This is a genomic window from Mycobacterium paraense (assembly GCF_002101815.1).
GTDB lineage: Bacteria > Actinomycetota > Actinomycetes > Mycobacteriales > Mycobacteriaceae > Mycobacterium > Mycobacterium paraense.
This window is the reverse complement of sequence record NZ_LQPM01000013.1, coordinates 408,234-432,803: the sequence shown is the minus strand read 5'-3', so window position 1 is coordinate 432,803 and position 24,570 is coordinate 408,234. Positions and strand designations below refer to the sequence as shown.

The window sequence follows — 24,570 nt, the reverse complement described above, 5'->3', positions numbered from 1 at the left end:
CGGCGGGGCACGGTTGTGTCACGGCGGCGTGTGCGCGCCGGCGATGCCGCCCGCTCGTCGCTAGCCTCGCGCAATGACCACTTTTCCCCTCATCGCCGACGAATGCCGTGTCGCCGCGGCGCGCGACGCCGGGTGGCGGCGCAGCGCCGAGTGGGCGCGGCGGCTCGCCTGGATCGGCCTTGCGGTGGTGCTCGTCGAGGGCGCCGTCGGGCTGTGGCAGGGGCTGGCCGTCGGCTCGGTCGCGCTGACCGGATGGGCGCTGGGCGGGGCGTCGGAAGCGCTGGCCAGCGCGATGGTGGTGTGGCGGTTCAGCGGCGCCCGCGCGTTCTCGCCGGGCGCCGAGCGGCGCGCGCAACGCGGTGTCGCGGTGTCGTTTTGGCTGACCGCGCCGTACATCGCCGCCGAATCCCTGCAGGACCTGACCGCCCGGCACCACGCCGAGATGTCGGTGATCGGCATCGGGTTGACGGCGTTCGGGTTGTTCCTCATGCCGATTCTGGGCCGGGCCAACCGCTCGCTCGGGGCGCGGTTGGACTCCGGGGCCACCGAGGCCGAAGGGATGCAGAACTACCTCTGCGGCGCGCAGGCCGCCGGGGTCCTGATCACGCTTGCACTGACGGGGTTTTGGCCGGGCGGTTGGTGGGTCGATCCCGCCGTGGGGCTCGGCATCGCCGGCGTGGCGGCCTGGCAGGGTGTCCGGGCCTGGCGCGGCCGGGACTGCGGCTGCTGAGTCAGGCCCGCGTCATGCGGTAGTAGGCGCCCCGCCGAGCCAGCAGTTCGGTGTGGGTGCCCTGCTCGACGACCTCGCCCGCCTCCACGACCAGGATGCGGTCGGCATCGCGGATGGTCGAAAGGCGGTGCGTGACGACAAAACTCGTGCGGTTCTGGCGAAGCGCGGCGACGGCCCGCCGAATGAGCAGCTCGGTGCGGCTGTCGACCGAACTGGTCGCCTCGTCGAGGACCAACAGCTGCGGGCGGGACAGCACCGCCCGCGCGATGGTGATGAGCTGCCGCTCGCCGGCGCTGATGTTGCCGCCGTTGTTGTGCAGTTGGGTGGAGTAGCCCTCCGGGAGGGTCCGCACGAACTGGTCCAGGTGGGCGGTCCTGGCGGCGGCGACCACCTCGTCGGGGCCCGCCCCGGGGCGGCCGTAGGCGACGTTCTCCGCGATCGTCCCGTCGAACAACCAGGCGTCCTGCAGCACCATGCCGATGCGTGACCGCAGCGAGCGCCGGCTCACCGATGCGATGTCGACACCGTCGATGAGGATTGCGCCCGAATCGACCTCGTAGAAGCGCATGAGCAGGTTCACCAGGGTGGTCTTGCCCGCCCCCGTCGGCCCGACGATCGCGACCGTGCTGCCCGGTTCGGCGACGAGGGACAGGTCGTTGATCACCGGGGTGCCCGGGCGGTAGGAGAAACTCACCCGCCGGAACTCGACCCGCCCCCGGCCATCGGGCGGCGCCAGCGCCGGCCCGCCGTCCGGCGCTTCCTCGGGCTCGTCGAGCAGCTCGAAAACCCTTTCTGCGCTGGCCATCCCGGACTGCACCGTGTTGTACATGGCTGCGACCGCGGCGAGCGGCTGGTTGAACTGCCGTACGTACTGCACGAAGGCTTGGATGCTGCCCAGCGTGATCCGGCCGGTCGCCACCTGCACGCCGCCGACGACCGCCACCGCGACGTAGCCGAGGTTGCCGACGAACGTCGTTGCCGGGCCCACCACGCCGGAGAAGAACTGGGCGCCGAAACTGCTCCGGTACAGCTCGTCGTTGAGGTCGTGGAAGCGTCGTAGCGCCTCGGGACGGTGCCCGAACGTCTTGACCACGGTGAAACCGCTGTACGTCTCCTCGAGGTGTGCGCCGAGGCGCCCGGTGTTCACCCACTGGGCGACGAACAGCCGCCGCGACCGCCGCACGATCGCCCGGGTCGCCGCGAGCGACAGCGGCACCGTCAGCAGCGCGATGCCGGCCAGCAGCGGCGAGATGGAGGCCATCATCGCCAGGGCGGCCCCCGCCGTCAGTACCGCGGAGACCACCTGGCCGACGATCGTCGAGAGCGAGGTCTGCACGTTGTCGATGTCGTTGGTGACCCGGCTCAACAATTCGCCGCGCTGCCGGCCGTCGAAGTAGGACAGCGGCAACCGGTGCACCTTCTCTTCGGCGTCGGCGCGCAGGCCCTTCATGCTGCGCTGCACGATCGCGTTCAGCAGCCGGGCCTGCGACCAAACCAGCAGCGCTGTAGACAGATACAGCGCCATCGCGAGCGCCAGCGTCCGGCCGACCGCGCCGAAGTCCACGCCCCTGCCGGGCACGATGTTCATGGCGGACAGCAAGTCGGCATAGGTGCTCTCGCCGCGGGCGCGGGCGGCCGCGACGGCCTGCTCCTTGGTGATTCCGGCGGGCAGCCGCCGGCCGATGGCCCCGTCGAAGATCAGGTCGGTGGCATGGCCCAGGACCCGCGGGCCGGCCGCCGCGATCGCTACGGCGATTACCGACAGCACGATGACCGCGGCGACGCGCCCGCGCTGCGGGGCAAGGCGTTTCAGCAGCCTGATCGCGGAGCCGGTGAAATCGAGGGATTGCAGCGGGGCCGTCACTGCGCGCGGCGGTTAAGAGTCCGGGTAGTTGGTGTGGCCCGTGATGAAGTGGTTGTTGCCCGAGTCCAACGTGCACTGATTGAGGCAGTACCGGTGCACCGCGGGGCCGGACGCACCCGGATTGGGCCGCCATTGCCAGGTCGTCTCGACGGCGTTGGCGGTGGCGCCCCGTGCGCCGACGCTGCAGTGCAGGGTGCGGTGCGCGATGTCGCAGGTTTCCAGGAGCACTTCGTCGTCGGACAGGCCGAGCGGATCGCGAATGAGGCGCACGCCGAATCGCTCCGTTTTGCCGCGGGCCCCCAGGCGTTCGGCGATCCCGGCCAGGACGGGCTCGTCGTCGGCGGTCATCGTCGCGGTGGAGCCGAAGTCGGCCACATCGGCGAATTCCATGCCGACGACGCCGAGGCCATCCCGGACCTCCGGGTCGAACCGCAGGGATGTTGCGCTCAGGTCCGTGGCGGTGCGCCGGGCGACGGGCGCGGTTTGTGTTCCGCGCGGCGCGCTGACGACCGTTTCCGCAAATACCTCCCCGGCGCCCGGTTCGAAATGCTTGTGCAGCAGCCAGATCGATAATCGCCGCCAGGAATCGCTGGCGACGAGATATTCGCCCAATTCGTCGAGACAGGCGCGATCGCCCTCGTTCAGCACCCCGACATCGGTGCTGTCCATGTCGCGTAACGCCGCATAATCATCGATATCGTGGTCCCGCAAGGTGAGCATTGTTTTCTCCGTTTCTTTCCGGTCAAAGCGCAATTACGGAAGGCATTCCGCTGCAGGGAATTCCGTAGTTGCCACCGGACATTACCGACGGATTTCGCGCCGAACAATTATGGGGCGCTGTGAAAACCTATGGGTTTGTTATTGAGTTTCTCCGGTCTCGACGGCCCCGCCGGCCGGGTGCCACGTCGCGGGGATCATCGGCAAGCGCGGCACCGTCGTCAGCCCGGCCGCGGCGCCGGCCGCCGCCTTGGCCGCGGTTCCGGCGAACCCCCCGAGGTCGGAGGCCGCGGGGGCGGGCTCGAGGTCCATGTACTCGTAGCCGCGTCCCGGCTGGGTGACCTTGTCCCGCCGCCGGCGCCGCGGCGATCCGGCGTCCCCGGGCGTCGCCGCGACCGCCGGGGCGTCGGTGCGGTCCGGCTCCGGCGCCTTGGGCCGCGCGGCGGCACCCGCCGCCGCCCGGGCATTGGCGCTCAGGCCACCGACAAGATAGGAGAAGCCGTCCATGCCCGCGCCGGTCGCCGCCGGCGGTGCGCCGGCGGGCGGCGGCGGCCCGGGTGCGGGTGTGGCCGCGGCGACGACGGACGGAGCGGGCGCCGGGGCCGGGGCGGGCGGGGGCGGCGTCGGGGCCGGCAGGGCCGGCGCCAGCGCGACCACCGGGGGCATGGTGGCGGGCAAAGCGGGCGGCACCACGACGATCAGGCCCTTGATGCCGGCCAGGCCGGACAGACCGCCCAGCGTCGCGGGGACGGCGGCCAGCGGCGCCAGGGACGCGGTGATCAGCGGCAGAAAAACCGCGAGCAGCGCGATGTTCTGCTCCAGCAGGGTCTTGAGCAGCGCGATCGTGTCGGTGATGACGGTGCCGATCGCTTCGACGGTGACGAAGACCAGGGTCCACCCGATGGTCGTGGGATTACCCGAGGCGAACGCCACGGTGACATCCGCCGCGATGAAGGCGAAGGTTTCCGCCAGGAAGGCGGAGTACGAACCGAAATCCATCGGGTAGCCGAGGGCGAACGCGATGTTGAACGGGCTGAGGAAGCTCAGCGGATTACCCAGCACGGGCAGCCACGGATCGAAGCCGGAGAACATCGACCCGAAGAACGGGTCGACCATCAGCGAGTCGATCAACGGCTGGAGGTAGGTGTAGTAGAAGTCGGTAAACCCGTTCTGCTGCAACCACTGCAGGATGTCGTCCTGCCGGTCGGGGGGCAACGACTCGGCGGCGGTCAGGGAAGCCGCAGACATCCCGCCGGCCTGCACGATCTGCGGCGCCACGGCGGGCTGGGGGGCCGCCGCCAGCGCCGCCGACGTCGCGCCTTGATAGGCGCTCATCACGGCGGCGGCCTGGATCCACATCCGCGCGTAGTCGGCCTCGTTCAGCGCGATCGGAATCGTGTTGACGCCAAAGAAATTCGTGGCCACCAACCCCGCATGGGTCGCGTGGTTGGCGGCCAGCTCGGCCAGGGTCGGCATCGCGGCCAGGGCGGTGGTGTAGGCGGCGGCGGCGATTTCGTGTTGGTCGGCCGTCGCGGCGCTGTTCGCGCCGGCCTGCGCCAGCCACACCAGATAGGGCGCGTGGGCGGCCGCATGGGATTCGGCGGCCGCGCCGCCCCACGACCCCGCGTGGGCCGCCGCCAGTAGCGCCTCGAGTTCCTGTGCGGCGGCGGCGTATTCGGCGCTGAGCGAACCCCACGCCGCGGCGGCGGCCAGCAATGCCCCCGGCCCCGGGCCGGTGCTCAGCAGCGCCGAATGCACCTCGGGAGGCGAGGCCATCCATATCGGAGCGGTCATCGCGCACCGCCGGGTGCCGGTGCCGAATCAGACGGATTTTGGGGGGCGCGATGCCATGACGGTTGTGGCATGGGGGTGGCCAGCTCTCTCGGGGTACACCGCCCCGGGTCGCAGGATGCGACGACGCGAGTGTCCTGGCTCTCGGATCGCTGCTCGCCTCGCCTTCCAGCTCCTAGGGTCGTGAGCCGTGGCTGATGAGGGTCGCTCCCCGATGACAGTGGCGGGACCGCGCCGGATTCGCACCGGCTTCCTGCATCGTCATCGCCTTACGGACCGTATTGTTGCACGGCCGTCAGTCCAGGCGGTAGCGGATCAGCCGGGAGCTGTTGGCCACCACCGCCACCGACGACGCGTTGTGCAGGATCGCGGCCAGCACCGGGGACAGCGCGCCGCCCGCCCCGATGATCAGCCCGGCGGCGTTGACGGCGATCGACATGCCGTAGTTCTCGCGGATGACGTCGACGGCGCGCGCACCCAGGTCCCGCACGTCGAGCAGCCGATGCAGGTCGTCGTTGGCCAGCGCCACGTCGGCGGTCTCGACGGCCACGTCGGTGCCGGCCAGGCCCATGGCGATCCCGATGTCGGCGGCGGCGAGCGCGGGGGCGTCGTTGATGCCGTCGCCGACCATGCCGACGACGAAGCCCTCCTCCTGCAGCTCGCGCACCGTGGTGAGCTTGTCCTCGGGCATCACCTCGGCGCGCCACTCGTCGATGCCGAGCTCGGCGGCCACCACCTCGGCGATGTCGGGATGGTCACCGGTGAGCATGACGATGCGGCGAATCCCGTTGGCCCGCAACTCCTTCAGCACGTTGGCCGCCTCCGGGCGCACCTCGTCGCGCAGGCTGATCAGCCCCACCAGCGTGCCGTCGACCGCGAGCAGCAGCGGCGTCTCGGCCCGGCGCCGCAGCTTGTCCACCCATTCCGAGGCCTTCTTCGACACCTTCACCTTTTCGCCGCGCAACAGCGACGGGCTGCCCAGCAGCAGGGTCCGGCCGTCGGCCCACGTCCGCATGCCCAGCCCCACCAGCACCTCGCACTCCTCGTGCGGCGGGATGCTGATGTGGCGCTCCTCGGTCGAGCGGATCACCGCCTCGGCCAGCGGGTGGCGGGAGTGGATCTCCGAGCTGGCCGCGTAGGCCAGCACCTGGTCGGGCTGCCAGTCCTTGTGCAGCGCAACGATGTTGGTGACCACCGGGCGCCCGACGGTCAGCGTTCCGGTCTTGTCGAACACGATCGCGTCGACCTGGCCCGCCTGCTCGAGGTGGGACCCGCCCTTGATCAGGATGCCGCGGCGCGCGCCGTTGCCGATCGCGGCGCTGATCGCGGTCGGGGTGGCCAGCCCCACCGCGCACGGGCACGCGATCAGCAGCATGGTCATCGCCCGGCGGACGTCGCCGGTGACGGCCAGGGTGATCGCGGAAACGATGAACGACGTGGGAACGAAACGGCGGGAGAAGTTTTCGCCGACGGTCTGGATCGGCGCCCGATCGTGCTGGGCCTCCTCGACCCGGGCGATGATGCGGCCGATGGTGGTCTGGTTGCCGACCGCGCGGGCGCGCACCACCAGCCGCCCGCGCACCAGCACCGAGCCGGCGTGCACCCGCGAGTCGACGCTGACGCTGACGGGCAGGTTCTCGCCGGTGATCGCGGACTGGTCGACGATCGCCTCGCCGTCGACCACGTCGCCGTCCACGGGTATCGCGACGTGGTCGTGGACCACCACCTCGTCGCCGATCTGCAGGCTGTCGATGGGGACCTGGATCTCCTGGCCGTCGGTCAGGCGGATCCACGCGGTGTCCTGGGTGCCGCGCAGCAACTCCGAGATCGCCCGCCGGGTGCGCCGCAGGGTCAGGTCCTGCAGGTACTCGCCGATGTTGAGCAGCCACAGCACGGTCAGGGCGACGACATTCTCCCGCAACACCAGGCTCGCCACGGTGGCCGCCGAGACCAGCGCGTCGGTGCCGGCCCGCCCGGAGCGCAGCGAACGCAGCGCGCCGCGCAGGAACGGGTACCCGGTGAAAACGGTGACGCCGGTGGCGAACAGCCGGCCGCTCGGGCCGAGCAGCGGCGGCCGGGCGAACACGTAGCGGCGCACGCCGAGCAATGCCAGCGCCGCGCCGCCGATCACCATGCGCAGCACGTCGGTGTTGCGAATCTCCGACGAGTGCGGCGCGCGCGCCGGGATCAGCTCGGCCGCGACGTGCGCGGCGCCGCCGATCGCGTCCAGCACCGCGGGTCGATCGCAGCGCCGGGGCGAATACCAGACCACCACCGAGCCGGTGCGCGGGTAGGCGTGCACCACCCGCACCCCCGCCTGCTTGGCGACGGCCTCCTCGACCGCCACGGCACGACGGGAGTCGCCGCGCACCCAGTCGACGGACACCCGCATGCGCCCGGCCGCGTCCGAAACCACTTGCAAGGCAGAGCCTTACGTCAGTGCTCGTGGTCGTGGGCGTCGGCGACCGCGGGCGTCGGCGCCTCCTCGCCGATGCGCTCGCGCGCCTCGGCCATGACGTCGGCGAGCTTGAGGCGCGCCGACTCGGCGGCCTCCTCCGCTTTGCGGGTGCCGCGCAGCCCCAGCTCCGCGGCCGACACGGCAGTCTCGTGCAACGGCGCCTTGGCCACGGCCTTGCGCACCACCTCGTAGGCCGTCACGCCGACCAGGCCGGTGACCACCGTGCCCGCCGCCTTCGCCAAGAGCCCGTACACCGCCATCGCCTCAACCCTCCTGTCGCCGCCGCGTCAGCCCATGCTTGCACGACGTTAACATTGAAATATTGCTATATCAATATGATTCGTCGGCGGGCGGTTCCGGGTCCCACGTGGCGGGCAGCATCGGTTCTCGTGGCCCGCCACCGAACGGGTCGCCGGACAGCGTGGCCATACCCGCCGCGTGGGCGCCCTCGTTCGCCACCGTTCCGGCAAACCCCAGCGTCCCGGCGGCCTCGTCCGAGGCCAGGGTGGGCGTGGGCGGCTGAGGCGGCGGCGCGGCCCAGTCCGGGTCGAGCTCGATGTCCATGTTCGCGAACTCGTCGCCGAGTTCGCGCCGCTTCGCGCGGGTTCGCCGGCGCGCCCGCGCCTGCTCCCGCGCCGTCGCCGCGGCGGCATCCGGCTGCGGGGCCGCACGTTTGGCGCTCGAGGCGGCGGCGGCGCCGGTGCGTCGCCGTGTACCGACGTCGATGCCGGGAGGCGCTACCCCGTAGGGCGCCGCAAAAGCCGTCCCGCCCGCGGTCGCCGCCGTCGGCGCCGTGCCGGCGACGGTGCTCGCGGCGGACGCGGCGGACGCGGCCGGGGCCGCGGCGGGGGCGACGGTCGACGCGGCAGCGGTCGGCGCCGGCACGGCAGCCGGCAGGGCCGCGGGCGCCGCCGTGCCGGGTGCCAGCGCCGGCGGTGCGGCCGCTAGCGGCGGCCCGGCCAACCCGGCCGCGCCGGCCAGCCCGGCGAAGCCGCCCGCCGCGCCGGCGGGAGCCACCGCGGGAATCAACGGCGAGAACAGGCTGTAGCCGATCGAAGCGAAATCGTCGGGGCTCAGGACCAGCAAGAACGGATTGGACAGCGCCGCAACCGGATCCGCGAGGAACTTGTTGACGATGTTCTCCACGAACCCAACCGGGTTCTCCAGGAATTCGAAGACGTGGTCGCCGCCGAACCCGAAATACAGGTCCGACAGCAGGGGGACCTTCCCGACAAAGGTCTCGATGACCTGCTGGCTATAGACCAGCGGATCCTGCAGCAAGGCCGCGATGCTGAAGTTCTGGATCAGCTCCAGCAACGCCGCCTGCAGGTCCGACAGGCTCAGCGCCGACGCGTCCCGGGCGAGCTGTTCTGCGGTGCCGATGGAGGTCGTCACGGAGTCGAGCCACGTCGACACGGGGTTGACCACCGTTGGGGCCGGCGTGGTCGGTGGCGTCGACGCCACCGCGGCGGCCGAAACCTGTTGGTAGGTGCTCATCGTGGTGGCGGCCTGAATCCACATCCGGACGTAGTCGGCTTCGTTGAGCGCGATCGGGATGGTGTTGAGCCCGAAGAAATTGGTCGCCACCAACACGGCGTGGACGATGTGGTTGGTGGCCAGCTCGGCCAGGGTCGGCATGGCCGCGAGCGCGGCGGCGTAGGCCGCCGCCGCGGTCTCGTGCCGGTCGGCCGCTGCCGCGCTCTTGGCGCTGGACTGCATCAGCCACGCCAGGTATGGCGCATGTGCGGCCAGATACGCCTCCGCGCTCGGCCCCTGCCATGTCCCGCCCGGCACGGCGGCCAGCACCGCCGTGAGTTCCTGGGCCACCGACGCATATTCGGCGCTCAGCGTGTTCCACGCGCCCGCCGCCGCAAGCAACGATGCCGGCCCGGGCCCGCTGCTGAGCAGTGCGGAGTGCACCTCGGGCGGAGCGGCGATCCAGACGGGCGCCGTCATCAGCCGCGCGCCTCGCCGGCCCCGCCCCGAGCCGCACGCATACCGATGTCCCCGTCAGCCAAGCCTTCGCCCCCACCTGAGCTGAGTTAACCCCGCAAAGTTAGCATTGCTTTACCTAACCTGTCGAGGTTGGGCGGCCGCGGCGCTACAGGACCCGGGTGACCTTTTCCGTCTCGATCCTGCGCTGCAGCGCGCCCGGGTCGGGATTGGCGACCTGCACGAGCGACGCGCCGACGGCCAGGATCGCCAGCAGCCCGTCCACCAGATCGGCGGGCCGCGTCCAGGATGCGGTGGACAGCACCCGGTCGCCCGCGGTCAATCCCCTTGCGGCGGCGGAACTTTCGCAGTCGGCCAGGACCTCATCGACGGATCGCCCGGCCAGCGCCGGACCGGGCCGGGATTCGCCGACGATCTGGTCGCCGTGCACCCGCACGGCGGTGGCGTAGTCGGTGACGCCAATCGGCAGGTCCGGTGCCGGGCGGCCGAACGGGTCCAGCGACAGCACGGCCACCTCGCCGGCGCCGGTGGCTGTCATTTCAAAGGCCTCGTCCAGCCGTTCCGCGGTGCACAGCGCCACGTCCGCGTCCTGGCGGGCCGAGCCCGCAACGAGCACCGCCTCGGCGCCGATCCACCACACCCCGAACAGCGCCGCCGCCGTCTGCCAGTGCGCCGGCAGCAGGATCGCGACCCTGCTCGCCGGCCCGGCGCCCAGCTCGTCGCGCAGCAGGTTGCCGGTCTTGGCGGCCCAGTTGGCCAGGGTGGCGGCGGACAATTCGATGCGCTCGCCGCTGGCGTCGTCGTAGTAGGTGATGCGCGGGCCGACCGGGTCGGCCCGCAACATCGGATCCAGGATGGCCCCGGCCAGCGTGCTCAGTTGATGCACTCGGGCTTGTCGGACCCGGCGGTCAGGATCGGCGACGGCGGCGGCACGTTCGGATCCGCCGAGGCGGCGGCGTTCGACACCCGCGCGGACACGACGGGCCCGCCGCCGGACAGCCCCGAGCCGGGCCCGGTGTAGTCGTTGGCCAGCACCACCCGCACGGTACCGGCCGCGACGGCCGGGTCGGCGACCACCGGCAACCCGCCCAGCTCCTTGGCGACCTGCTGGGCGCCCAGGTCGTCGGTCTTGGCGGCGCGCACCTGGCTGCTCTTCACGTGGCCGCCGTCGTTGTTGCCGACCGTGCCGGCGGTAAAACCCTTGGAGCTCAACACCTCTGACACCGCGGCCGCCAGGCCGTTGATGTCGGTGTCGTTGGCCACGCTGGCGGTGGTCTTCGCCGGGGTGTAGGCCAGCTCCTCGGTCTTGCCCTGGGCCTGGTCGTGCAGCAGGCCGGCCACCCAGTCCTGCACCTGATGCGGGTCAACCCGCACCACGCTCTGCATGCCGTCGTCGCTCCAGCCGGCGCCGTCGAGCACCGGAATGGTGGCGAAGGCGACGTTGCCGCCGGCCAGCTTCTGCATCTGCTGGACGAAATCCATGACGTCCCAACCCGAGGAGATCACCACCGAGCGCTGCACCGCCGCCTCGAGGCGCCGCAGGGTGGTCGGGCTGGACAGCGTCTTGCCGGAGATGACCCGGTGCGCCAGCGACGCCATCACCACCTGCTGGCGCACCACCCGGTCCAGGTCGCCGCGCGGCAGGTCGTGGCGCTGCCGCACGAAGCTGAGCGCCTCGGGTCCGTCGAGCTTTTGCTGTCCGGCCGGGAAGTCCGCGCCCGAAAGCGGTTCGAACACGGGCTGTTTGAGGCAGACGTCGACGCCGCCGAGCGCGTCGGTGATCAACGCGAACCCGAGCAGGCCGATCTCGGCGTAGTGGTCGACGGTGACACCGGTCAGGTCGGCGACGGTCTTGATCAGGGCCTCGCGGCCGGCCTCGGTGCCCTGGGCGGCCGCTTCGGCCGCGGAGGCGCCGGCCTTGACGAGGGTGGCGCGCTTGGCCTCCCTGGTCTGGCCGTAGACGCCGTTGATCTTGGTCTTGCCCAGGCCGGGGGCCGCGACGTAGGAATCCCGCGGGATCGAGATCGCCGTCGCCGACTTCCCGTTGTTCGGTATCCGGATCAGGATGATCGTGTCGGTGTTCGTCGCTTCCTCGTCGCCGGCCCGCAGGGTGGCCAGCTCCTCCTGGGAGAGGGGATTGCCGTGCGCGTCGGTGCGGCTGTCCAGGCCGACCAGCAGGATGTCGATGGCGCCGTCGTCGCCGCCCTTGCCGAGCGAGGGCGCGGACATGTGGAAGATGCCGTCCTCGAACGAGCGCACGTTGCCCCAGGCCATTCCGGTGCCGACAACGACCGCGACGGTCAGCACAGTGGCAACCACACGAACCACACGTTGCACAGGCATCACAATAGGTTACTTGCGACACAGCGTCTTTGCGGGTAGCCGGGGGCGGCGTGCCTGTGCCGTGCCACACTCGACGGCATGTCGGGCAGGTCAGAGCGAATCGTGATCACTGGAGCCGGGGGGCAACTGGGCAGCTGTTTGGCCGCGCTGGCGACCGAGCGGGGGCGCGAAGTCCTCGCGCTCACGTCGTCGCAGTGGGACATCACCGACCCGGCCGCGGCGGAACGCAACATCCGCCCGGGCGACGTGGTCATCAACTGCGCGGCTTACACCGACGTCGACGGCGCCGAGAGCGACGAGGCGCGCGCCTACGCCGTCAACGCCACCGGGCCGGAAATCCTGGCGCGCGCCTGCGCGCAAGCGGGCGCCCGGCTGATCCACGTCTCCACCGACTACATGTTCACCGGCGAACCGGGCCCCGGCGAGCCGCGTCCGTACGAGCCCAGCGACAAGACCGACGCGCGCGGCGTGTACGCGCTGTCCAAGCTCGCCGGCGAGGAGGCCGTCCTGGCCGCGCTGCCGTCGGCCGTCGTCGTGCGGACCGCCTGGCTCTACACCGGCGGAACGGGCAAGGACTTCGTCGCCGTCATGCGCCGGCTGGCGGCGGGGGACGGGCCGGTGAACGTCGTCGACGACCAGGCGGGTTCGCCGACCTACGTCGCCGACCTGGCCGTCGCGCTGCTACAGGTCGCCGACGAGCGCGTTCCGGGTCCGATCCTGCACGCCGCCAACGAGGGCGCGGTGTCGCGGTTCGAGCAGGCCCGCGCGGTGTTCTCCGAGTGCGGCGCCGATCCCGACCGGGTGCGGCCCGTCAAAACCGACGAGTTTCCGCGCCCCGCGCCGCGGCCGAGCTACTCCGCGCTCGGCGGCAAGGAGTCCGCGGCGGCGGGCCTGACACCGCTAAGGCCCTGGCGCGCTGCGCTTGTCGCGGCGCTAACCGCATCCGGCAGCGACCGACCGTTACCCTCTACGCGTGACTGACATCCTGCCGGTCGTGACGGTGACCTACTCGCCGGGCCCGCACCTGGAGCGATTCCTGGCCTCCCTGTCGCTGGCCACCGAGCGCCCGGTCAGCGTGCTGCTCGCCGACAACGGCTCGACCGACGGGACCCCGCAGGCCGCGGTCGAGCGCTACCCGAACGTGCGGCTCTTCGACACCGGCGCGAACCTCGGGTACGGGACCGCGGTGAATCGCGCGGTCGCGCAGCTGGACGACAGCCCGGACGAGAACGGGGACTGGGTGATCGTGGCCAACCCCGACGTGCAGTGGGGCCCCGGCAGCATCGACGCCTTGCTCGACGCGGCGACCCGCTGGCCGCACGCCGGCGCCCTCGGTCCGCTCATCCGGGACCCCGACGGGTCGGTGTATCCGTCCGCGCGCCACCTGCCCAGCCTGATCCGCGGCGGCATGCACGCGGTGATCGGCCCGTTCTGGAAGCGCAACCCGTGGACGGCGGCCTACCGCCAGGAGCGGGTCGAGCCCAGCGAACGCGCGGTGGGCTGGCTGTCGGGGTCGTGCCTGCTGGTGCGGCGGTCCGCCTTCAGCCAGGTGGGCGGCTTCGACGAGCGCTACTTCATGTACATGGAAGACGTCGACCTCGGCGACCGGCTGGGCAAGGCCGGCTGGCTGAGCGTCTACGTGCCGTCCGCCGAAGTCCTGCACCACAAGGGCCACTCCACCGGCCACGACCCCGCGATCCACCTGGCGGCCCACCACAAGAGCACCTATCAATTCCTGGCCGACCGCAATGCCGGTTGGTCGCGTGCGCCGCTGCGCTGGACGCTGCGCGCCTCGCTGGCGGCGCGGTCGCGGCTGATGGTGCGCAGCTCGCTGCGCAGGTCGCGGAGGCGCTGACATGGCAACCTCTCAAGTCGACGCCGTAATCCTGGTGGGGGGCAAGGGCACCCGGCTGCGGCCGCTGACGCTCTCGGCGCCCAAGCCGATGCTGCCCACGGCCGGGCTGCCGTTTTTGACCCACCTGCTGTCGAGGATCGCCGCGGCGGGCATCGATCACGTCATCCTGAGCACGTCGTATCGGGCGCAGGTGTTCGAGGCCGAGTTCGGCGACGGCTCCAAGCTGGGGTTGCAGATCCAGTACGTCACCGAGGAATCGCCGCTGGGAACCGGCGGCGGCATCGCCAACGTCGCCGGGCACCTGCGCCACGACACCGCGATGGTGTTCAACGGCGACGTGCTGTCCGGCGCCGACCTGGGTCAGATGCTCGAGTTCCACCGCGGGCGGCAGGCCGACGTCACCCTGCACCTGGTGCGGGTGGGCGACCCGCGGGCGTTCGGCTGCGTCACCACCGACGAAAACGGCAGGGTCACCGCGTTTCTCGAGAAGACGCAGGACCCGCCGACCGACCAGATCAACGCCGGCACCTACGTGTTCGCCCGCGAGATCATCGACCGGATCCCGCGGGGCCGCGAAGTCTCGGTCGAACGCGAGGTGTTTCCCGCGCTGCTGTCGGACCCCGGCGTCAAGGTCTGCGGCTACGTCGACGCCACCTACTGGCGCGACATGGGCACGCCCGAGGACTTCGTGCGCGGCTCGGCGGACCTGGTCCGCGGGATCGCCCCGTCGCCGGCGCTGCACGGGCATCGCGGCGAGCAGCTGGTGCACGACGGCGCTGCCGTATCGCCGGGGGCGGTGCTGATCGGCGGCACGGTCGTCGGGCGCGGCGCCGAGATCGGCCCGGGCGTGCGACTGGACGGCGCGGTGATCTTCGACGGCGTCAAGGTCGAGGCCGGCAGCGTGATCGAGCGCTCGATCATCGGCTTCGGCGCGCGCATCGGCCCGCGGGCGCTGATCCGCGACGGGGTGATCGGCGACGGCGCCGACATCGGCGCGCGCTGCGAGTTGCTGCGCGGCGCCCGCGTGTGGCCCGGCGTCGCCATTCCCGACGGCGGGATCCGCTACTCGTCCGACGTCTGAGGCGCTCGCCCCCTTGCGTCGAGATCGACGTAACCGTGACTTCCACTCGAACTTCTTCGCGCTGGCGTCGATCTGGGTGAGCATGTCGGTGGCCTCGTCCACCATCGCTGCATGGCGGAGGTGTTTTCAGGCAGCGAAGCGGTCGCGGCGGGCGCTTTCACCGAGTATCAGCTGCGCCGGTGGTATCGGCCGATCTTTCGTGACACCTACATCCCGAAGCGCCACGAGCCGTCGCTGGATGACCGCATCCTCGGCGCCTGGCTCTGGTCGCGACGGCGAGCAGTGATCGCGGGCGCCGCAGCCTCCGCGTTACATGGTGCGCGGTGGGTTGACGCTGACACGCCCGTCGAGCTCGTCTCGAAGAGCGCCCGGCCGCAGCGCGGGCTGACCGTCCGCAACGAGACGCTGGCCGACGACGAAGTGACCATCGTCAAGCGGCTGCCGGTGACATCCGTTGCGCGCACCGCCTTCGACCTTGGCCGCCATTTGCCGCGCCGTCAGGCGCTGGCGCGCCTCGACGCGCTGATGCGAGCAAAGCCGTACTCGTTTGAAGACGTCTCCGTCCTGACGAAGCGGTACAAAGGCGCCCGTGGTCTGCGACGGCTGGCGCAGGTGCTGCCCCTGGTGGACGGCGGTGCGGCCTCCCCGAGGGAAAGCTGGCTGCGGCTGCTTCTCATCGACGCCGGACTGCCGAAACCGGCTACGCAGATACCGGTCAGCGAGGGCTGGCGATTAGTCGGCTTGCTGGACATGGGCTGGGAGGACTACATGGTCGCGCTGGAGTACGACGGCGACCAACACCGCACGGATCGAATCCAATTCGTCAAGGACATCGACCGGCTCAGGAAGCTTGCCGAGCTGGGCTGGACCGTGATCCGGGTCGTCGCCGAGCATCGATCGGACGAGATCGTCCGACGGGCGCATGAGGCTCTCGTCCACCGTGGCTATCGCCGAGATCGACGCTAGCGCGCGAGTTACTCGCACTTCTTCGCGCTGGCGTCGATTTCGAGGGCCCGGCCCACCAAATACGCCAGGGCGTAATCGGTCCCGTCGGGCAGGGCGTCGGCCGGCCACCACCGCAGGTCGTCGGACTCGTCGCTGATGGCGATCTGCGCGCCGGCCGGCGCGTGCGCCACGAATTGCAGGTCCAGGTGCCGCGTCGGCACGCCCAGCGAGCAGGTGACCGGGTGGACGTGCACGGCCGCCAGCCCCGGATCGATGCGCAGGCCGGCGACGCCGGACTCCTCGCTGGCCTCCCGCAACGCCGCCGCGACGACGTCGGCGTCGTCCTCGTCGCAATGCCCGCCCAGCTGCACCCAGCGGCCCAGCCGCGGGTGCAGGGTCAGCAACACCCGCGAGCCGGTGTGGTCGAGCACCAGGGCCGACGCGGTGACGTGGCCCGCCGCGCACTCGCGGCGGCAGGCGTCGGGTCGGGCGTGCACGAAGGCCAGCACGGCGTGCCGCAGGGAATCCTGCGCCGGATCCGTCGGCCGCCAGTCGCTCAGGAGCGAGATCGCGGAATCCCGGAGGCTCAACGGGATCCGCGCCTTGCGCGGCGGTCCCGAAGCGCAACCCAGGCCGCGCGGCACCCGGCGACCACCTCGCCGGACAACCCGAGCCCGTCGATCAGCACGTGCCGGTCGACGAGGTCGAGCGCCTTGTCGACCTCGCCCGCCTTCAGCAACAGGTCGACGTCGCAGGCGAGTTCGGCGCCGGCGTGCGTCGGGTCGGGGATCGGAAGCTGCTCGGCTTCGGCGGGTTCGAGCTCCAAGATGCCCCCACCGTAGCTGCGGCCGAGGATCTCGGCGAACGCGAACGTCGCGCTGTTGTGGAACACCGCGGCCAGCGCCGCCGGATCCACGCCGGGCGCGACCCGGACCCGGTGCACGGTGTCGGTGCTCGTCGCCGCGGCGGCGTTGACGGTCAGCCGCGGCGCCCGGTGGATCTGGCGCAGCAGAAAGAGATCCGGAACCCACAGCGACGGGGTGGTCCACCACGGCGTGCGGATCGAGCACTTGTAGCCCCGGTGCACGCCGGCGGCCTCACCGGCGCGCACGTGCGCGACCACGGCGGCGTCGGTGGGTTCGGGCGGCGCGTTGAGCAGCCAGGTCCGCCGGCCCGCCGCGACATCGGTTGCGCGGCAGTCGGTGTCGTAGACCAGCCCGCACAGCTGCGCGCTGCGCGACACGAGCGGCACACAGTGCGGCCGCAGCCCCAGCTCGTCGGCCTGCGCGTCGGTGAAGGTGAAGAAGCTGTTGCGGCCCGTCACGATGCCGACGTCCACGCCGGCGAGCGACCCGAGCCGCGTCATGGCCGGCGATCCCTTGAGCGTGCGCAGCAGCCGGATCGCGTCGGGCTCCAGGAAGTACTTGGTCCACTTCTCGTTTTCGTGCAGCAGCGCGGGCCCAAAAGGAAGATGCTCCACGTCAAGGTCGGCGCCCGCCAGCGCGTCGGCGTCGGTGAGGTGGACGGTGCGCATGCGCGCGGGGCCCGGCCCGACGACACCGCAGAACAGCACGACCTCCTGCAGGACGCCGTCGAACACCAACCGCTCGAACGTCACCAGCGTGATCTCGCGGAACCGGCCGAGCAGATACTCGCGCAGCTGGGCGGCGTAGCCCACCTGGAGCAGCTCGGCCGGCAGCACCAGGCCGACCCGTCCGCCGTCGCGCGCCAGGACCGCGCTCGCGACGACGAACGGGACCCAGGCGTTGGTCAGCCGGCTGGGGCGCAGCCCCTCGCGGCGCATCAGTTCCAGGGCGGGGTCGCGCTGCTCGGGCGCCCAGTTGCCGAACCGGATGTAGGGCGGGTTGCCCGCGACGCCGTCGAAGCCGCCGGGCTGGGACCGCGCCAGCCACGCGAAGAGGTTCTCGGCGTCGACGGGCGCGAATCGCCGGGCCTTGGCCGCCTCGTCGGGGATCAGCTCGACGCCGCATGCGCGGCCGCCGAGGCTGGCCAGCTCGCGCAGGATCGCCCCGTCGCCGCAGGACGGCTCGACGATCCGCGGCCCGGCCGCGCGTACCCAGCGGGCCAGGAAGCGGGCCACCGGGGCGGGCGTGTAGTAGCCGCCGCGGACCTTGTCGGCCGACGCCGCCGCCTTGCCCGCGAAATGCATGGGCTCAGTATTACTTGCGCAGCAGCAAATCCCCGGGGTCCGGCGCGTCGCGCGGCCCGGGCGGGACTCCGGCGGCCTCAGAGGCGTAGCCGATCGCGATGGCGCCCAACGGCTCCCAGTCGGCGGGCAGCTCGAGCTCGGCGCGGACCAACTCGGCGGCGAAGATCGTGGAGCCGATCCAGCAGCTGCCCACCCCCCGCACCGCCAGCGCGACCAGCAGCGCCTGCACGGCCGCGCCGACCGCGACGGTGAACATGGTGTGCTCGGCGTCGGTGCGGGCCGCGTCGGGGTAGGCGTGCGCGCCCTCGGGAACGAGGAACGGGATCACCACTTCGGGTGCGTCGTAGAGGATCTGGCCGCGCGCCACCCGCCGCTCGATCGCGTCGGCGGGCCGTCCGTCCCCGGCGAGGTCGGAGCGCCACCTGTCCTTCATCCGGTCCAGCAGCCGGGCCCGCGTGTCCGGGGTCCGCAGCCACACGAACCGGACCGGCCGGGTGTGGTGGGGGGCCGGCGCGGTGAGGGCCTCGGCGACGGCGTCCTCGATGAGCTCCGGCGGCACCGGCTGGTCGGCGAACCGGCGCACCGACCGCCGCAGCAGCTGGGCCTGCCGGCGGCCCATCTCGATCGCCTCGGCGGTGCCCAGCCAGAACAGGTCCTCCTCGCCGGGTCGCAGCAGTTGCCGCGCCGTCGAGCCGTCGTCGGTCACGGCGAGCCCGCGCACGACGGCCACCGGCAGCGCGGTGAGTTTGCCCTTGACCAGATCGGCGGCGGCCGCGACCTCGTCGGCGATCGCGATCTCGGTGACGAGCAGCTCGTTGCCGTGCCGGTCGACGGCCCCGGCGTAGCCGTGCAGCACCCGCAGCCCGGCGGCGCCGACGGCCGCGTCGGTCTGGCCGTTGCGCCAGGCGCGGCCCATGGTGTCGGTGATGACGACGGCGACCTCGACGCCCAGCCGCTCGCGCAGCGCGTCCCGCAGCGCCGCGGCGCTGGCGTCGGGATCGACGGGCAGCAGCGCCAGCTCGTCGCGGCCGACGTTGGACCCGTCCACGCCGGCGGCGGCCTGGACCAGGCCGAGCCGGTTCTCGGTGATCAGCGTCTGGCCCTTGCGTGCCAGCACGCGCACCGCCTCGTCGTCGACGAGCTTGCGGCGCAGCCGATCGCGCTCCTCGGCGTCCCGGGGGGCCGGCACCAGGCGCCCTTCGCACTTGGACACCACCTTGCTGGTGACCACGACGACGTCCCCGTCTCGGAGCCAGGGTGCGGCCGCGGCGACGGCGGCGCCCAGGTCGTCCCCGGGCCGGAATTCGGGCAGCCCGGTGACGGGCAGGATCTCGACGGTGGCCGCGGTGCCGTGCTCGCTCACTGGCCCACGCCCGCCAGCTCCAGCCCCGCGCGGACCATCTCGGCCGTCGCCTTGGGGTCGCTCATCAACAGCGGTACCGCGCGCACGTCGACCCCGTCGACGACGGCCTCGTCGCCCTCGTGGATCAGCCAGCAGTCCAGGATCCCGGTGGCGCGCCGCGAGCCGAAATGCCGGCCGACCGCCTCCGCGGTGGAGTCGACCCCGATCACGGACAGGCAGGCATCGGCCATGCCGCGCAACGGCTTTCCGCCGATGATCGGGGAGTAGCCGACGACCGGGGCCTTGGCGGCGCGCAGCGCGCCGCGGATGCCCGGGACCGCCAGGATGGCCCCGACGCTGACCACCGGGTTGGACGGCGCCAGCAGGATGACGTCGGCGTCGGCGATGGCCGCCACCGCTTCGGCTGCGGCGCTGGCCTTTTCGGCGCCGACGAACGCGAAGCTGTGCGTGGGCACCTGCGCCCGGTAGCGCACCCACCATTCCTGGAAGTGGATCGCCCGCCGGCTGTCGTCGGCCGGATCGGTGATCACCACGTGCGTCTCGCAGCGGTCGTCGGTCGCGGGCAGCAGCCGGGCGCCCGGCTGCCAGCGATCGCACAGCGCCGTGGTGATCTGCGACAGCGGGTAGCCCGCGTTGAGCATCTGGGTGCGCACCAGGTGGGTGCCCAGGTCTCGGTCGCCGAGCTGGAACCAGTCGGGCTGCACGCCGTAGCGCGCCAATTCCTCCTTGGCGTGCCATGTTTCGTCGCGGTGCCCCCACCCGCGCTCCGGGTCGACGCCTCCACCTAAGGTGTACATGCAGGTGTCCAAATCCGGACAGACGCGCAATCCGTGGATCCAGGCGTCATCGCCGACGTTGACGACCGCGGTCAGCTCGTGGCTGTCGGTGCGTGGACCCTGTTGCGTTTCAAATTGACCCAGCCCGAACAGCTGTTGAACCCCCAGCAGGAACCGGGCGCCGCCAACCCCACCGGCCAGAACCGTGACCTTCACTTGACCTTCACAGGGCTCGACAGTACTGCCCGTGATGCGACTGTGATGGACACGCCGAAGGCCCAAAACAACGGAAACGCCGGAATTTGGTCACGAGATGATATGGAAATGCGCCGAAACGCTTGACCAGGCAGATCAACCCGTGTCTAATCACATCAGTGTCATTTCCCGGTTGGCCGGCCGATTCCGGTGTCGCAGACCGAGATTCGATCACATGTTCGAATTGTCTGTACATCAGAACAGTGGGAACACACTCACTCTCTCAAATCAAAGCTGAGGAGGCGGACGAAGCATGTCTTATGAGCACCTTCGGGGCGTTATGACAGGCACACCGCACACCATGATCGGCTCGGCGCCGGCGGCACCGGTCCGTCCGCACCTGACTGTGGTTCCCGACGCCCCAGTCGCTTTCGAGCCCGAGCCGCTGCCGCCGGCGACCCCGGATCAGTGGCAGGACCGCGCGCTGTGCGCGCAGACCGATCCCGAGGCCTTCTTCCCGGAGAAGGGCGGCTCCACCCGCGAGGCCAAGAAGATCTGCCTGGGTTGCGAGGTTCGCCACGAGTGCCTGGAGTACGCCCTGGCGCACGACGAGCGCTTCGGCATCTGGGGCGGTCTGTCCGAGCGGGAGCGCCGCCGCCTCAAGCGCGGCATCATCTGACGCCCGGCGCTATTCGTCGTCGATCGTGGGGTCGATGACGGAGGGCTCGACGTCCAGGTAGATGGCCACCTGGGCCACCAGGATTTCGTGCAACAACTCGCCGAGTTCGTCGGTGTCCTTGGCCCGTCGCTCAATCGGCTTGCGGAACAACACAATTCGTGCCCGCGTGGAATTGCCCCGGACGTCGACGCCGGCCGGGATCAACCGGGCCAGCGCGATCGGCCCGTCGGCGATGACCTCCGGCGGCCACTGCACACTGTCGGGGTCCTTGGCGGCGATCCGCGGGATCTCGTCAACGGCCACGTCGAGTTCGGACACCCGGTCCTGCCAGCGCCGCTCGATCGGCTCGTAGGCCTCCAGCACCGCCATGTCGAACCGCTCGGCACGGCTGCGCCAGCCGGGCACGGTCGGGGGCAGCAGCGGACCGCGCATGTCGCGGCCGCGGCGCGACCCTCGGTAGGAAGCCGACCGGCGCCCCGTCCGATCGCTGTGCGGGGAGCCGCGGGAATCGCCCACGCGCCGATGGTAACGGTTCGACATCGCGGGTCGAGCGGATGCGCGTGTCCGTCGCTTCCGTGGCGTTTGCGCACGATAGCCTTTCGGCGTGAACGTTCCCCGTCGCTGTTGCCGGCCCGGGTGTCCGCACTACGCCGTGGCGACCTTGACGTTCGTCTACTCGGACTCGACGGCAGTGGTGGGCCCGCTCGCCACCGCCCGCGAGCCGCACTCCTGGGACCTGTGCGTCGGTCACGCCGGCCGGATCACCGCCCCCCGCGGCTGGGACCTGGTGCGCCACGCCGGCCCGCTGCTTGCCGAGCCCACCCACCCCGACGAGGACGACCTGGTCGCCCTGGCCGACGCGGTGCGCGAGGGGCGCCCGGGCGACGGGGCCCTGGGCCACCCGGTTGCGGGCACGCCACTCAACGGCTTTTCCGATCCCCACATTCACGCCGGAGCCCAGGCCACCGCGCCGAGCAGCGGGCTGCTCGCGCCGCCTGAGCGCCGCTCCGGTCGCCGTCGCGGACATCTGCGGGTGTTGCCCGACCCCTCGGACTAGCCGGATCCAGCCGGATCTAGCTCTGACTGGCCGGGTCTAACGGGCCGCACGCTTTTCCCGGGCCGATAGGCTGACGCCAAGAGCCCCACCGTCAGGAGCGTCAGGAGTTTCGCATGTCAGGGTCCGCCGCGACCGTTCGCCGCGTCGTCAAGGCATACGACGTGCGCGGGCTGGTCGGCGAGGAACTCGACGAGTCGCTGGTCGCCGAACTGGGCGCCGCGTTCGCCGCGTTGATGCGCGCCGAGGGCGCCGGGCAGGTGGTGCTCGGCCACGACATGCGGGACAGCTCGCCGGGGCTGGCCGCGGCGTTTGCGCGCGGGGTGATGGGCCAGGGCCTGGACGTGGTGCGGATCGGTTTGGCCTCCACCGATCAGCTTTATTTCGCCTCGGGACAGCTGGATTGCCCGGGCGCGATGTTCACCGCGAGCCACAACCCGGCGGCCTACAACGGCATCAAGTTGTGCCGGGCCGGCGCGAAGCCGGTCGGCGCGGACACCGGGCTGAGCACCATCAGCGACGACGTAATCGCCGGGGTTGCGGCGTATGACGGCCCGCCGGGGACCGCGACCGATCGCGACGTGCTGGCCGACTACGGGGCGTTCCTGCGTTCGCTGGTCGACACCTCCGGGCTGCGGCCGCTGCGGGTGGCCGTGGACGCCGGCAACGGCATGGCCGGCCACACCGCCCCGGCCGTGCTGGGCGCGATCGACTCGATCACCTTGCTGCCGTTGTACTTCGAACTCGACGGGTCGTTCCCCAATCACGAGGCCAACCCGCTCGACCCGGCCAACCTGGTGGACCTGCAGAAGTTCGTGCGCGACAGCGGCGCCGACATCGGTCTGGCCTTCGACGGGGACGCCGACCGGTGCTTCGTCGTCGACGAGCGGGGGCGGCTGGTGTCGCCGTCGACGGTGACCAGCCTGGTGGCGGCCCGGGAGCTGGGCCGGGAGATCGGCGCCACGATCATCCACAACGTGATCACCTCCCGCGCGGTGCCCGAACTGGTCACCGAGCGCGGCGGCACCCCGCTGCGCTCGCGGGTCGGCCACTCCTATATCAAGGCGCTGATGGCCGACACCGGTGCGATCTTCGGCGGCGAGCATTCCGCGCACTATTACTTCCGGGATTTCTGGGGCGCCGACTCCGGGATGCTGGCGGCGCTGTACGTGCTGGCCGCCCTCGGCGAGCACGACCGGCCGCTGTCGGAACTGACGGCCGACTACCAGCGCTACGAGTCGTCCGGCGAGATCAACTTCACCGTGGCCGACGCGTCGTATTGTGTGGACACGGTGCTGAAATCGTTCGGCACCCGGATTCAGTCCATCGATCACCTGGACGGGGTGACGGTCGATTTGGGCGACGGCAGCTGGTTCAACCTGCGCAGCTCGAACACCGAGCCGCTGCTGCGGCTCAACGTGGAGGGCCGCACCACCGAGGACGTCGACGCCGTCGTCGCCCAGGTCCGCGCCGAGATCGCCGGGGCCGCACCGTGAACGCCACCGCGGCGATCGACCTCGAAGACGCCGACGGCCTGCTCGCTGCCGACACCGAGGGCCTGTTGCGGGCGGCGTCGTCGGCGGGCGCGCAGGTGCGCGCGATCGCCGCGGCCACCGACGAGGGCGCGCTGGACTCGCTGCGGACCGACGACCGCGCGCGCAGCGTGATCTGGGTGGCCGGCCGCGGGACGGCCGGAACCGCCGGCGCGATCCTGGCCGCCACGCTGGGCGGGGTGGCCTCCCAGCCGATCGTGGTCACCGGCGAGGCGCCGCCCTGGGTCGGTCCGCTGGACGTGCTGGTGGTCGCCGGCGACGACCCCGGCGATCCCGCGCTGGTCACCGCCGCGGCGACCGCGGTGCGCCGGGGCGCGCGGGTGGTCGTCGCCGCCCCGTACGAGGGCCCGCTGCGCGATTCCACGGCCGGGCGCGCCGCCGTGCTGGAGCCGCGGGTCTGGGTGCCCGACGAGTTGGGGCTGTGCCGCTACCTCGCCGCGGGCCTGGCCGTCCTGGGCACCGTCGACCCGCGGCCCGGGGGGCAGGACCTGGGCGTGCTCGCCGACGAGCTCGATGCCGAGGCGCTGCGCAACAGCGCCGGCCGCGAGCTGTTCACCAACCCCGCCAAGACGATTGCCGCGCGGATCGCCGGCCGCCGGGTGGCGCTGGCGGGCGACTGCGCCGCCACGCTGGCGCTGGCCCGGCACGGCAGCTCGGTGCTGCTGCGGCTCGCCCACGAGGTGGTCGCGGCCGCCGGGCTGGCGGATGCCGTGCTGGCGCTGCGGGCGGCCCCCGGCGCGAGCGGCGGGTCGGTGGACGACCTTTTCCACGACGAGGAGATCGACGGCCCGCGGCCCGAGCGGCTGCGGGTGCTGGCCCTGACCCTGTCGGCCGAACAGACGGTCGTCGCCGCGCGGACGGCGGGGTTCGACGACGTGTACTTGCTTGCCGCCGAGGACGTTCCCGACGGGCCCGGCGGGTCGGCCGGTTCGACGGTTGCGCCGGCGTTGGGGGGCGCCATCAGCGCCGAGCAGCAACTGGCAGTATTGGCCGTCCGGCTCGAGATGGCCGCGGTTTACATGCGACTGGTGCGGGGATAGATA

General features: G+C 71.6%; 22 protein-coding genes and 1 riboswitch. Of the genes, 9 read left to right on the top strand and 13 right to left on the bottom strand.

Features of this window, described 5'->3' with window-relative positions:
* The first annotated feature begins 73 nt into the window (after positions 1 to 73).
* The gene (locus tag AWB89_RS14105; RefSeq protein ID WP_085174382.1) at positions 74 to 730 is read left to right on the top strand and encodes a cation efflux transmembrane domain-containing protein; all 657 of its coding nucleotides are present in this window, start codon (positions 74 to 76) and stop codon (positions 728 to 730) included.
* Between the two features lies 1 nt (position 731).
* Here the strand turns inward: AWB89_RS14105 and AWB89_RS14100 are convergent, their stop codons facing one another.
* The 8 genes from AWB89_RS14100 to AWB89_RS14065 form a co-directional block, all read right to left on the bottom strand.
* Positions 732 to 2,594 (bottom strand): ABC transporter ATP-binding protein, encoded by a 1,863-nt coding sequence (locus tag AWB89_RS14100; RefSeq protein WP_085174380.1) that lies wholly within the window; start codon positions 2,592 to 2,594, stop codon positions 732 to 734.
* 12 nt (positions 2,595 to 2,606) lie between these two features.
* Positions 2,607 to 3,314, bottom strand: coding sequence for a hypothetical protein (locus AWB89_RS14095; RefSeq protein ID WP_142282533.1), 708 nt, complete (start codon positions 3,312 to 3,314; stop codon positions 2,607 to 2,609).
* 138 nt (positions 3,315 to 3,452) lie between these two features.
* The gene (locus AWB89_RS14090; RefSeq protein WP_085174376.1) at positions 3,453 to 5,105 is read right to left on the bottom strand and encodes a PPE family protein; all 1,653 of its coding nucleotides are present in this window, start codon (positions 5,103 to 5,105) and stop codon (positions 3,453 to 3,455) included.
* A 107-nt stretch (positions 5,106 to 5,212) separates the two neighbouring features.
* Positions 5,213 to 5,412, bottom strand: a riboswitch (cobalamin riboswitch).
* Positions 5,398 to 7,494 carry a manganese-exporting P-type ATPase CtpC gene (ctpC, locus tag AWB89_RS14085; RefSeq protein WP_142282543.1) on the bottom strand — a complete coding sequence of 699 codons (2,097 nt, stop codon included), beginning with the start codon at positions 7,492 to 7,494 and terminating at the stop codon, positions 5,398 to 5,400. Its footprint overlaps the riboswitch before it by 15 nt.
* A gap of 44 nt (positions 7,495 to 7,538) precedes the next feature.
* Positions 7,539 to 7,820, bottom strand: a complete 282-nt coding sequence (locus AWB89_RS14080) for a DUF1490 family protein (protein WP_085096072.1) — start codon at positions 7,818 to 7,820, stop codon at positions 7,539 to 7,541.
* Between the two features lie 70 nt (positions 7,821 to 7,890).
* Positions 7,891 to 9,516: a PPE family protein gene (locus AWB89_RS14075; protein WP_085174372.1), complete on the bottom strand. Its 1,626-nt coding sequence runs from the start codon at positions 9,514 to 9,516 to the stop codon at positions 7,891 to 7,893.
* Positions 9,517 to 9,661: 145 nt separating this feature from the next.
* Complete coding sequence (locus AWB89_RS14070; protein WP_206601248.1) at positions 9,662 to 10,399, bottom strand: TIGR03089 family protein; 738 nt, start codon at positions 10,397 to 10,399, stop codon at positions 9,662 to 9,664.
* Positions 10,387 to 11,859 (bottom strand): LCP family protein, encoded by a 1,473-nt coding sequence (locus tag AWB89_RS14065; protein ID WP_372515306.1) that lies wholly within the window; start codon positions 11,857 to 11,859, stop codon positions 10,387 to 10,389. Before AWB89_RS14065 ends, AWB89_RS14070 begins: the two co-directional genes overlap by 13 nt.
* A gap of 75 nt (positions 11,860 to 11,934) precedes the next feature.
* Here AWB89_RS14065 and rfbD point away from each other — a divergent pair, with 75 nt between their 5' ends.
* The 4 genes from rfbD (at position 11,935) to AWB89_RS14045 (ending at position 15,758) form a co-directional block, all read left to right on the top strand.
* Complete coding sequence (rfbD, locus tag AWB89_RS14060) at positions 11,935 to 12,837, top strand: dTDP-4-dehydrorhamnose reductase (protein ID WP_085174370.1); 903 nt, start codon at positions 11,935 to 11,937, stop codon at positions 12,835 to 12,837.
* Positions 12,830 to 13,711 (top strand): glycosyltransferase family 2 protein, encoded by an 882-nt coding sequence (locus AWB89_RS14055; RefSeq protein WP_085096063.1) that lies wholly within the window; start codon positions 12,830 to 12,832, stop codon positions 13,709 to 13,711. Before rfbD ends, AWB89_RS14055 begins: the two co-directional genes overlap by 8 nt.
* Position 13,712: 1 nt before the next feature.
* Positions 13,713 to 14,792, top strand: coding sequence for a mannose-1-phosphate guanylyltransferase (manB, locus tag AWB89_RS14050; RefSeq protein ID WP_085174368.1), 1,080 nt, complete (start codon positions 13,713 to 13,715; stop codon positions 14,790 to 14,792).
* 111 nt (positions 14,793 to 14,903) lie between these two features.
* Positions 14,904 to 15,758, top strand: coding sequence for a hypothetical protein (locus AWB89_RS14045; RefSeq protein WP_085174366.1), 855 nt, complete (start codon positions 14,904 to 14,906; stop codon positions 15,756 to 15,758).
* Between the two features lie 8 nt (positions 15,759 to 15,766).
* Here the strand turns inward: AWB89_RS14045 and AWB89_RS14040 are convergent, their stop codons facing one another.
* The 4 genes from AWB89_RS14040 to cofD are packed head-to-tail and all read right to left on the bottom strand — an operon-like array spanning position 15,767 to position 20,262.
* Positions 15,767 to 16,327: an NUDIX hydrolase gene (locus tag AWB89_RS14040; protein ID WP_085174562.1), complete on the bottom strand. Its 561-nt coding sequence runs from the start codon at positions 16,325 to 16,327 to the stop codon at positions 15,767 to 15,769.
* Positions 16,324 to 17,907, bottom strand: coding sequence for an Eco57I restriction-modification methylase domain-containing protein (locus tag AWB89_RS14035; RefSeq protein WP_085174364.1), 1,584 nt, complete (start codon positions 17,905 to 17,907; stop codon positions 16,324 to 16,326). The genes AWB89_RS14040 and AWB89_RS14035 overlap by 4 nt, the downstream gene beginning before the upstream one ends.
* A 10-nt stretch (positions 17,908 to 17,917) precedes the next feature.
* Positions 17,918 to 19,270 (bottom strand): coenzyme F420-0:L-glutamate ligase, encoded by a 1,353-nt coding sequence (locus tag AWB89_RS14030; protein WP_085174362.1) that lies wholly within the window; start codon positions 19,268 to 19,270, stop codon positions 17,918 to 17,920.
* Positions 19,267 to 20,262 carry a 2-phospho-L-lactate transferase gene (gene cofD, locus AWB89_RS14025; RefSeq protein ID WP_085174360.1) on the bottom strand — a complete coding sequence of 332 codons (996 nt, stop codon included), beginning with the start codon at positions 20,260 to 20,262 and terminating at the stop codon, positions 19,267 to 19,269. Before cofD ends, AWB89_RS14030 begins: the two co-directional genes overlap by 4 nt.
* Before the next feature lie 319 nt (positions 20,263 to 20,581).
* Here cofD and AWB89_RS14015 point away from each other — a divergent pair, with 319 nt between their 5' ends.
* A complete protein-coding gene (locus tag AWB89_RS14015) occupies positions 20,582 to 20,920 on the top strand; it encodes a WhiB family transcriptional regulator (protein WP_085096049.1) in 339 nt (112 codons plus the stop codon).
* A gap of 9 nt (positions 20,921 to 20,929) precedes the next feature.
* On the opposite strand, the gene AWB89_RS14010 is transcribed toward AWB89_RS14015, so the two are convergent.
* Complete coding sequence (locus AWB89_RS14010; protein ID WP_085096047.1) at positions 20,930 to 21,352, bottom strand: metallopeptidase family protein; 423 nt, start codon at positions 21,350 to 21,352, stop codon at positions 20,930 to 20,932.
* A gap of 172 nt (positions 21,353 to 21,524) precedes the next feature.
* Here AWB89_RS14010 and AWB89_RS14005 point away from each other — a divergent pair, with 172 nt between their 5' ends.
* The 3 genes from AWB89_RS14005 to AWB89_RS13995 all read left to right on the top strand — a co-directional run bounded on the left by AWB89_RS14005 (position 21,525) and on the right by AWB89_RS13995 (position 24,567).
* Positions 21,525 to 21,977, top strand: a complete 453-nt coding sequence (locus tag AWB89_RS14005; protein WP_085174358.1) for a DUF3499 domain-containing protein — start codon at positions 21,525 to 21,527, stop codon at positions 21,975 to 21,977.
* 113 nt (positions 21,978 to 22,090) lie between these two features.
* A complete protein-coding gene (locus AWB89_RS14000; RefSeq protein WP_085174356.1) occupies positions 22,091 to 23,470 on the top strand; it encodes a phosphomannomutase/phosphoglucomutase in 1,380 nt (459 codons plus the stop codon).
* Positions 23,467 to 24,567 carry a TobH protein gene (locus AWB89_RS13995; RefSeq protein ID WP_085096040.1) on the top strand — a complete coding sequence of 367 codons (1,101 nt, stop codon included), beginning with the start codon at positions 23,467 to 23,469 and terminating at the stop codon, positions 24,565 to 24,567. Before AWB89_RS14000 ends, AWB89_RS13995 begins: the two co-directional genes overlap by 4 nt.
* Positions 24,568 to 24,570 lie beyond the last annotated feature (3 nt).

Excerpts from the sequence above, each read along its gene's own strand:
- rfbD (WP_085174370.1), top strand. The coding sequence starts at position 11,935 with ATGTCGGGCAGGTCAGAGCGAATCGTGATCACTGGAGCCGGGGGGCAA.
- AWB89_RS14075 (WP_085174372.1), bottom strand. The coding sequence starts at position 9,516 with ATGACGGCGCCCGTCTGGATCGCCGCTCCGCCCGAGGTGCACTCCGCA.
- AWB89_RS14105 (WP_085174382.1), top strand. The coding sequence starts at position 74 with ATGACCACTTTTCCCCTCATCGCCGACGAATGCCGTGTCGCCGCGGCG.
- AWB89_RS14045 (WP_085174366.1), top strand. The coding sequence starts at position 14,904 with ATGGCGGAGGTGTTTTCAGGCAGCGAAGCGGTCGCGGCGGGCGCTTTC.
- AWB89_RS14080 (WP_085096072.1), bottom strand. The coding sequence starts at position 7,820 with ATGGCGGTGTACGGGCTCTTGGCGAAGGCGGCGGGCACGGTGGTCACC.
- AWB89_RS14010 (WP_085096047.1), bottom strand. The coding sequence starts at position 21,352 with ATGCGCGGTCCGCTGCTGCCCCCGACCGTGCCCGGCTGGCGCAGCCGT.
- ctpC (WP_142282543.1), bottom strand. The coding sequence starts at position 7,494 with ATGCGGGTGTCCGTCGACTGGGTGCGCGGCGACTCCCGTCGTGCCGTG.
- AWB89_RS14090 (WP_085174376.1), bottom strand. The coding sequence starts at position 5,105 with ATGACCGCTCCGATATGGATGGCCTCGCCTCCCGAGGTGCATTCGGCG.
- manB (WP_085174368.1), top strand. The coding sequence starts at position 13,713 with ATGGCAACCTCTCAAGTCGACGCCGTAATCCTGGTGGGGGGCAAGGGC.
- AWB89_RS14015 (WP_085096049.1), top strand. The coding sequence starts at position 20,582 with ATGACAGGCACACCGCACACCATGATCGGCTCGGCGCCGGCGGCACCG.
- AWB89_RS14035 (WP_085174364.1), bottom strand. The coding sequence starts at position 17,907 with ATGCATTTCGCGGGCAAGGCGGCGGCGTCGGCCGACAAGGTCCGCGGC.
- AWB89_RS14000 (WP_085174356.1), top strand. The coding sequence starts at position 22,091 with ATGTCAGGGTCCGCCGCGACCGTTCGCCGCGTCGTCAAGGCATACGAC.
- AWB89_RS14095 (WP_142282533.1), bottom strand. The coding sequence starts at position 3,314 with ATGCTCACCTTGCGGGACCACGATATCGATGATTATGCGGCGTTACGC.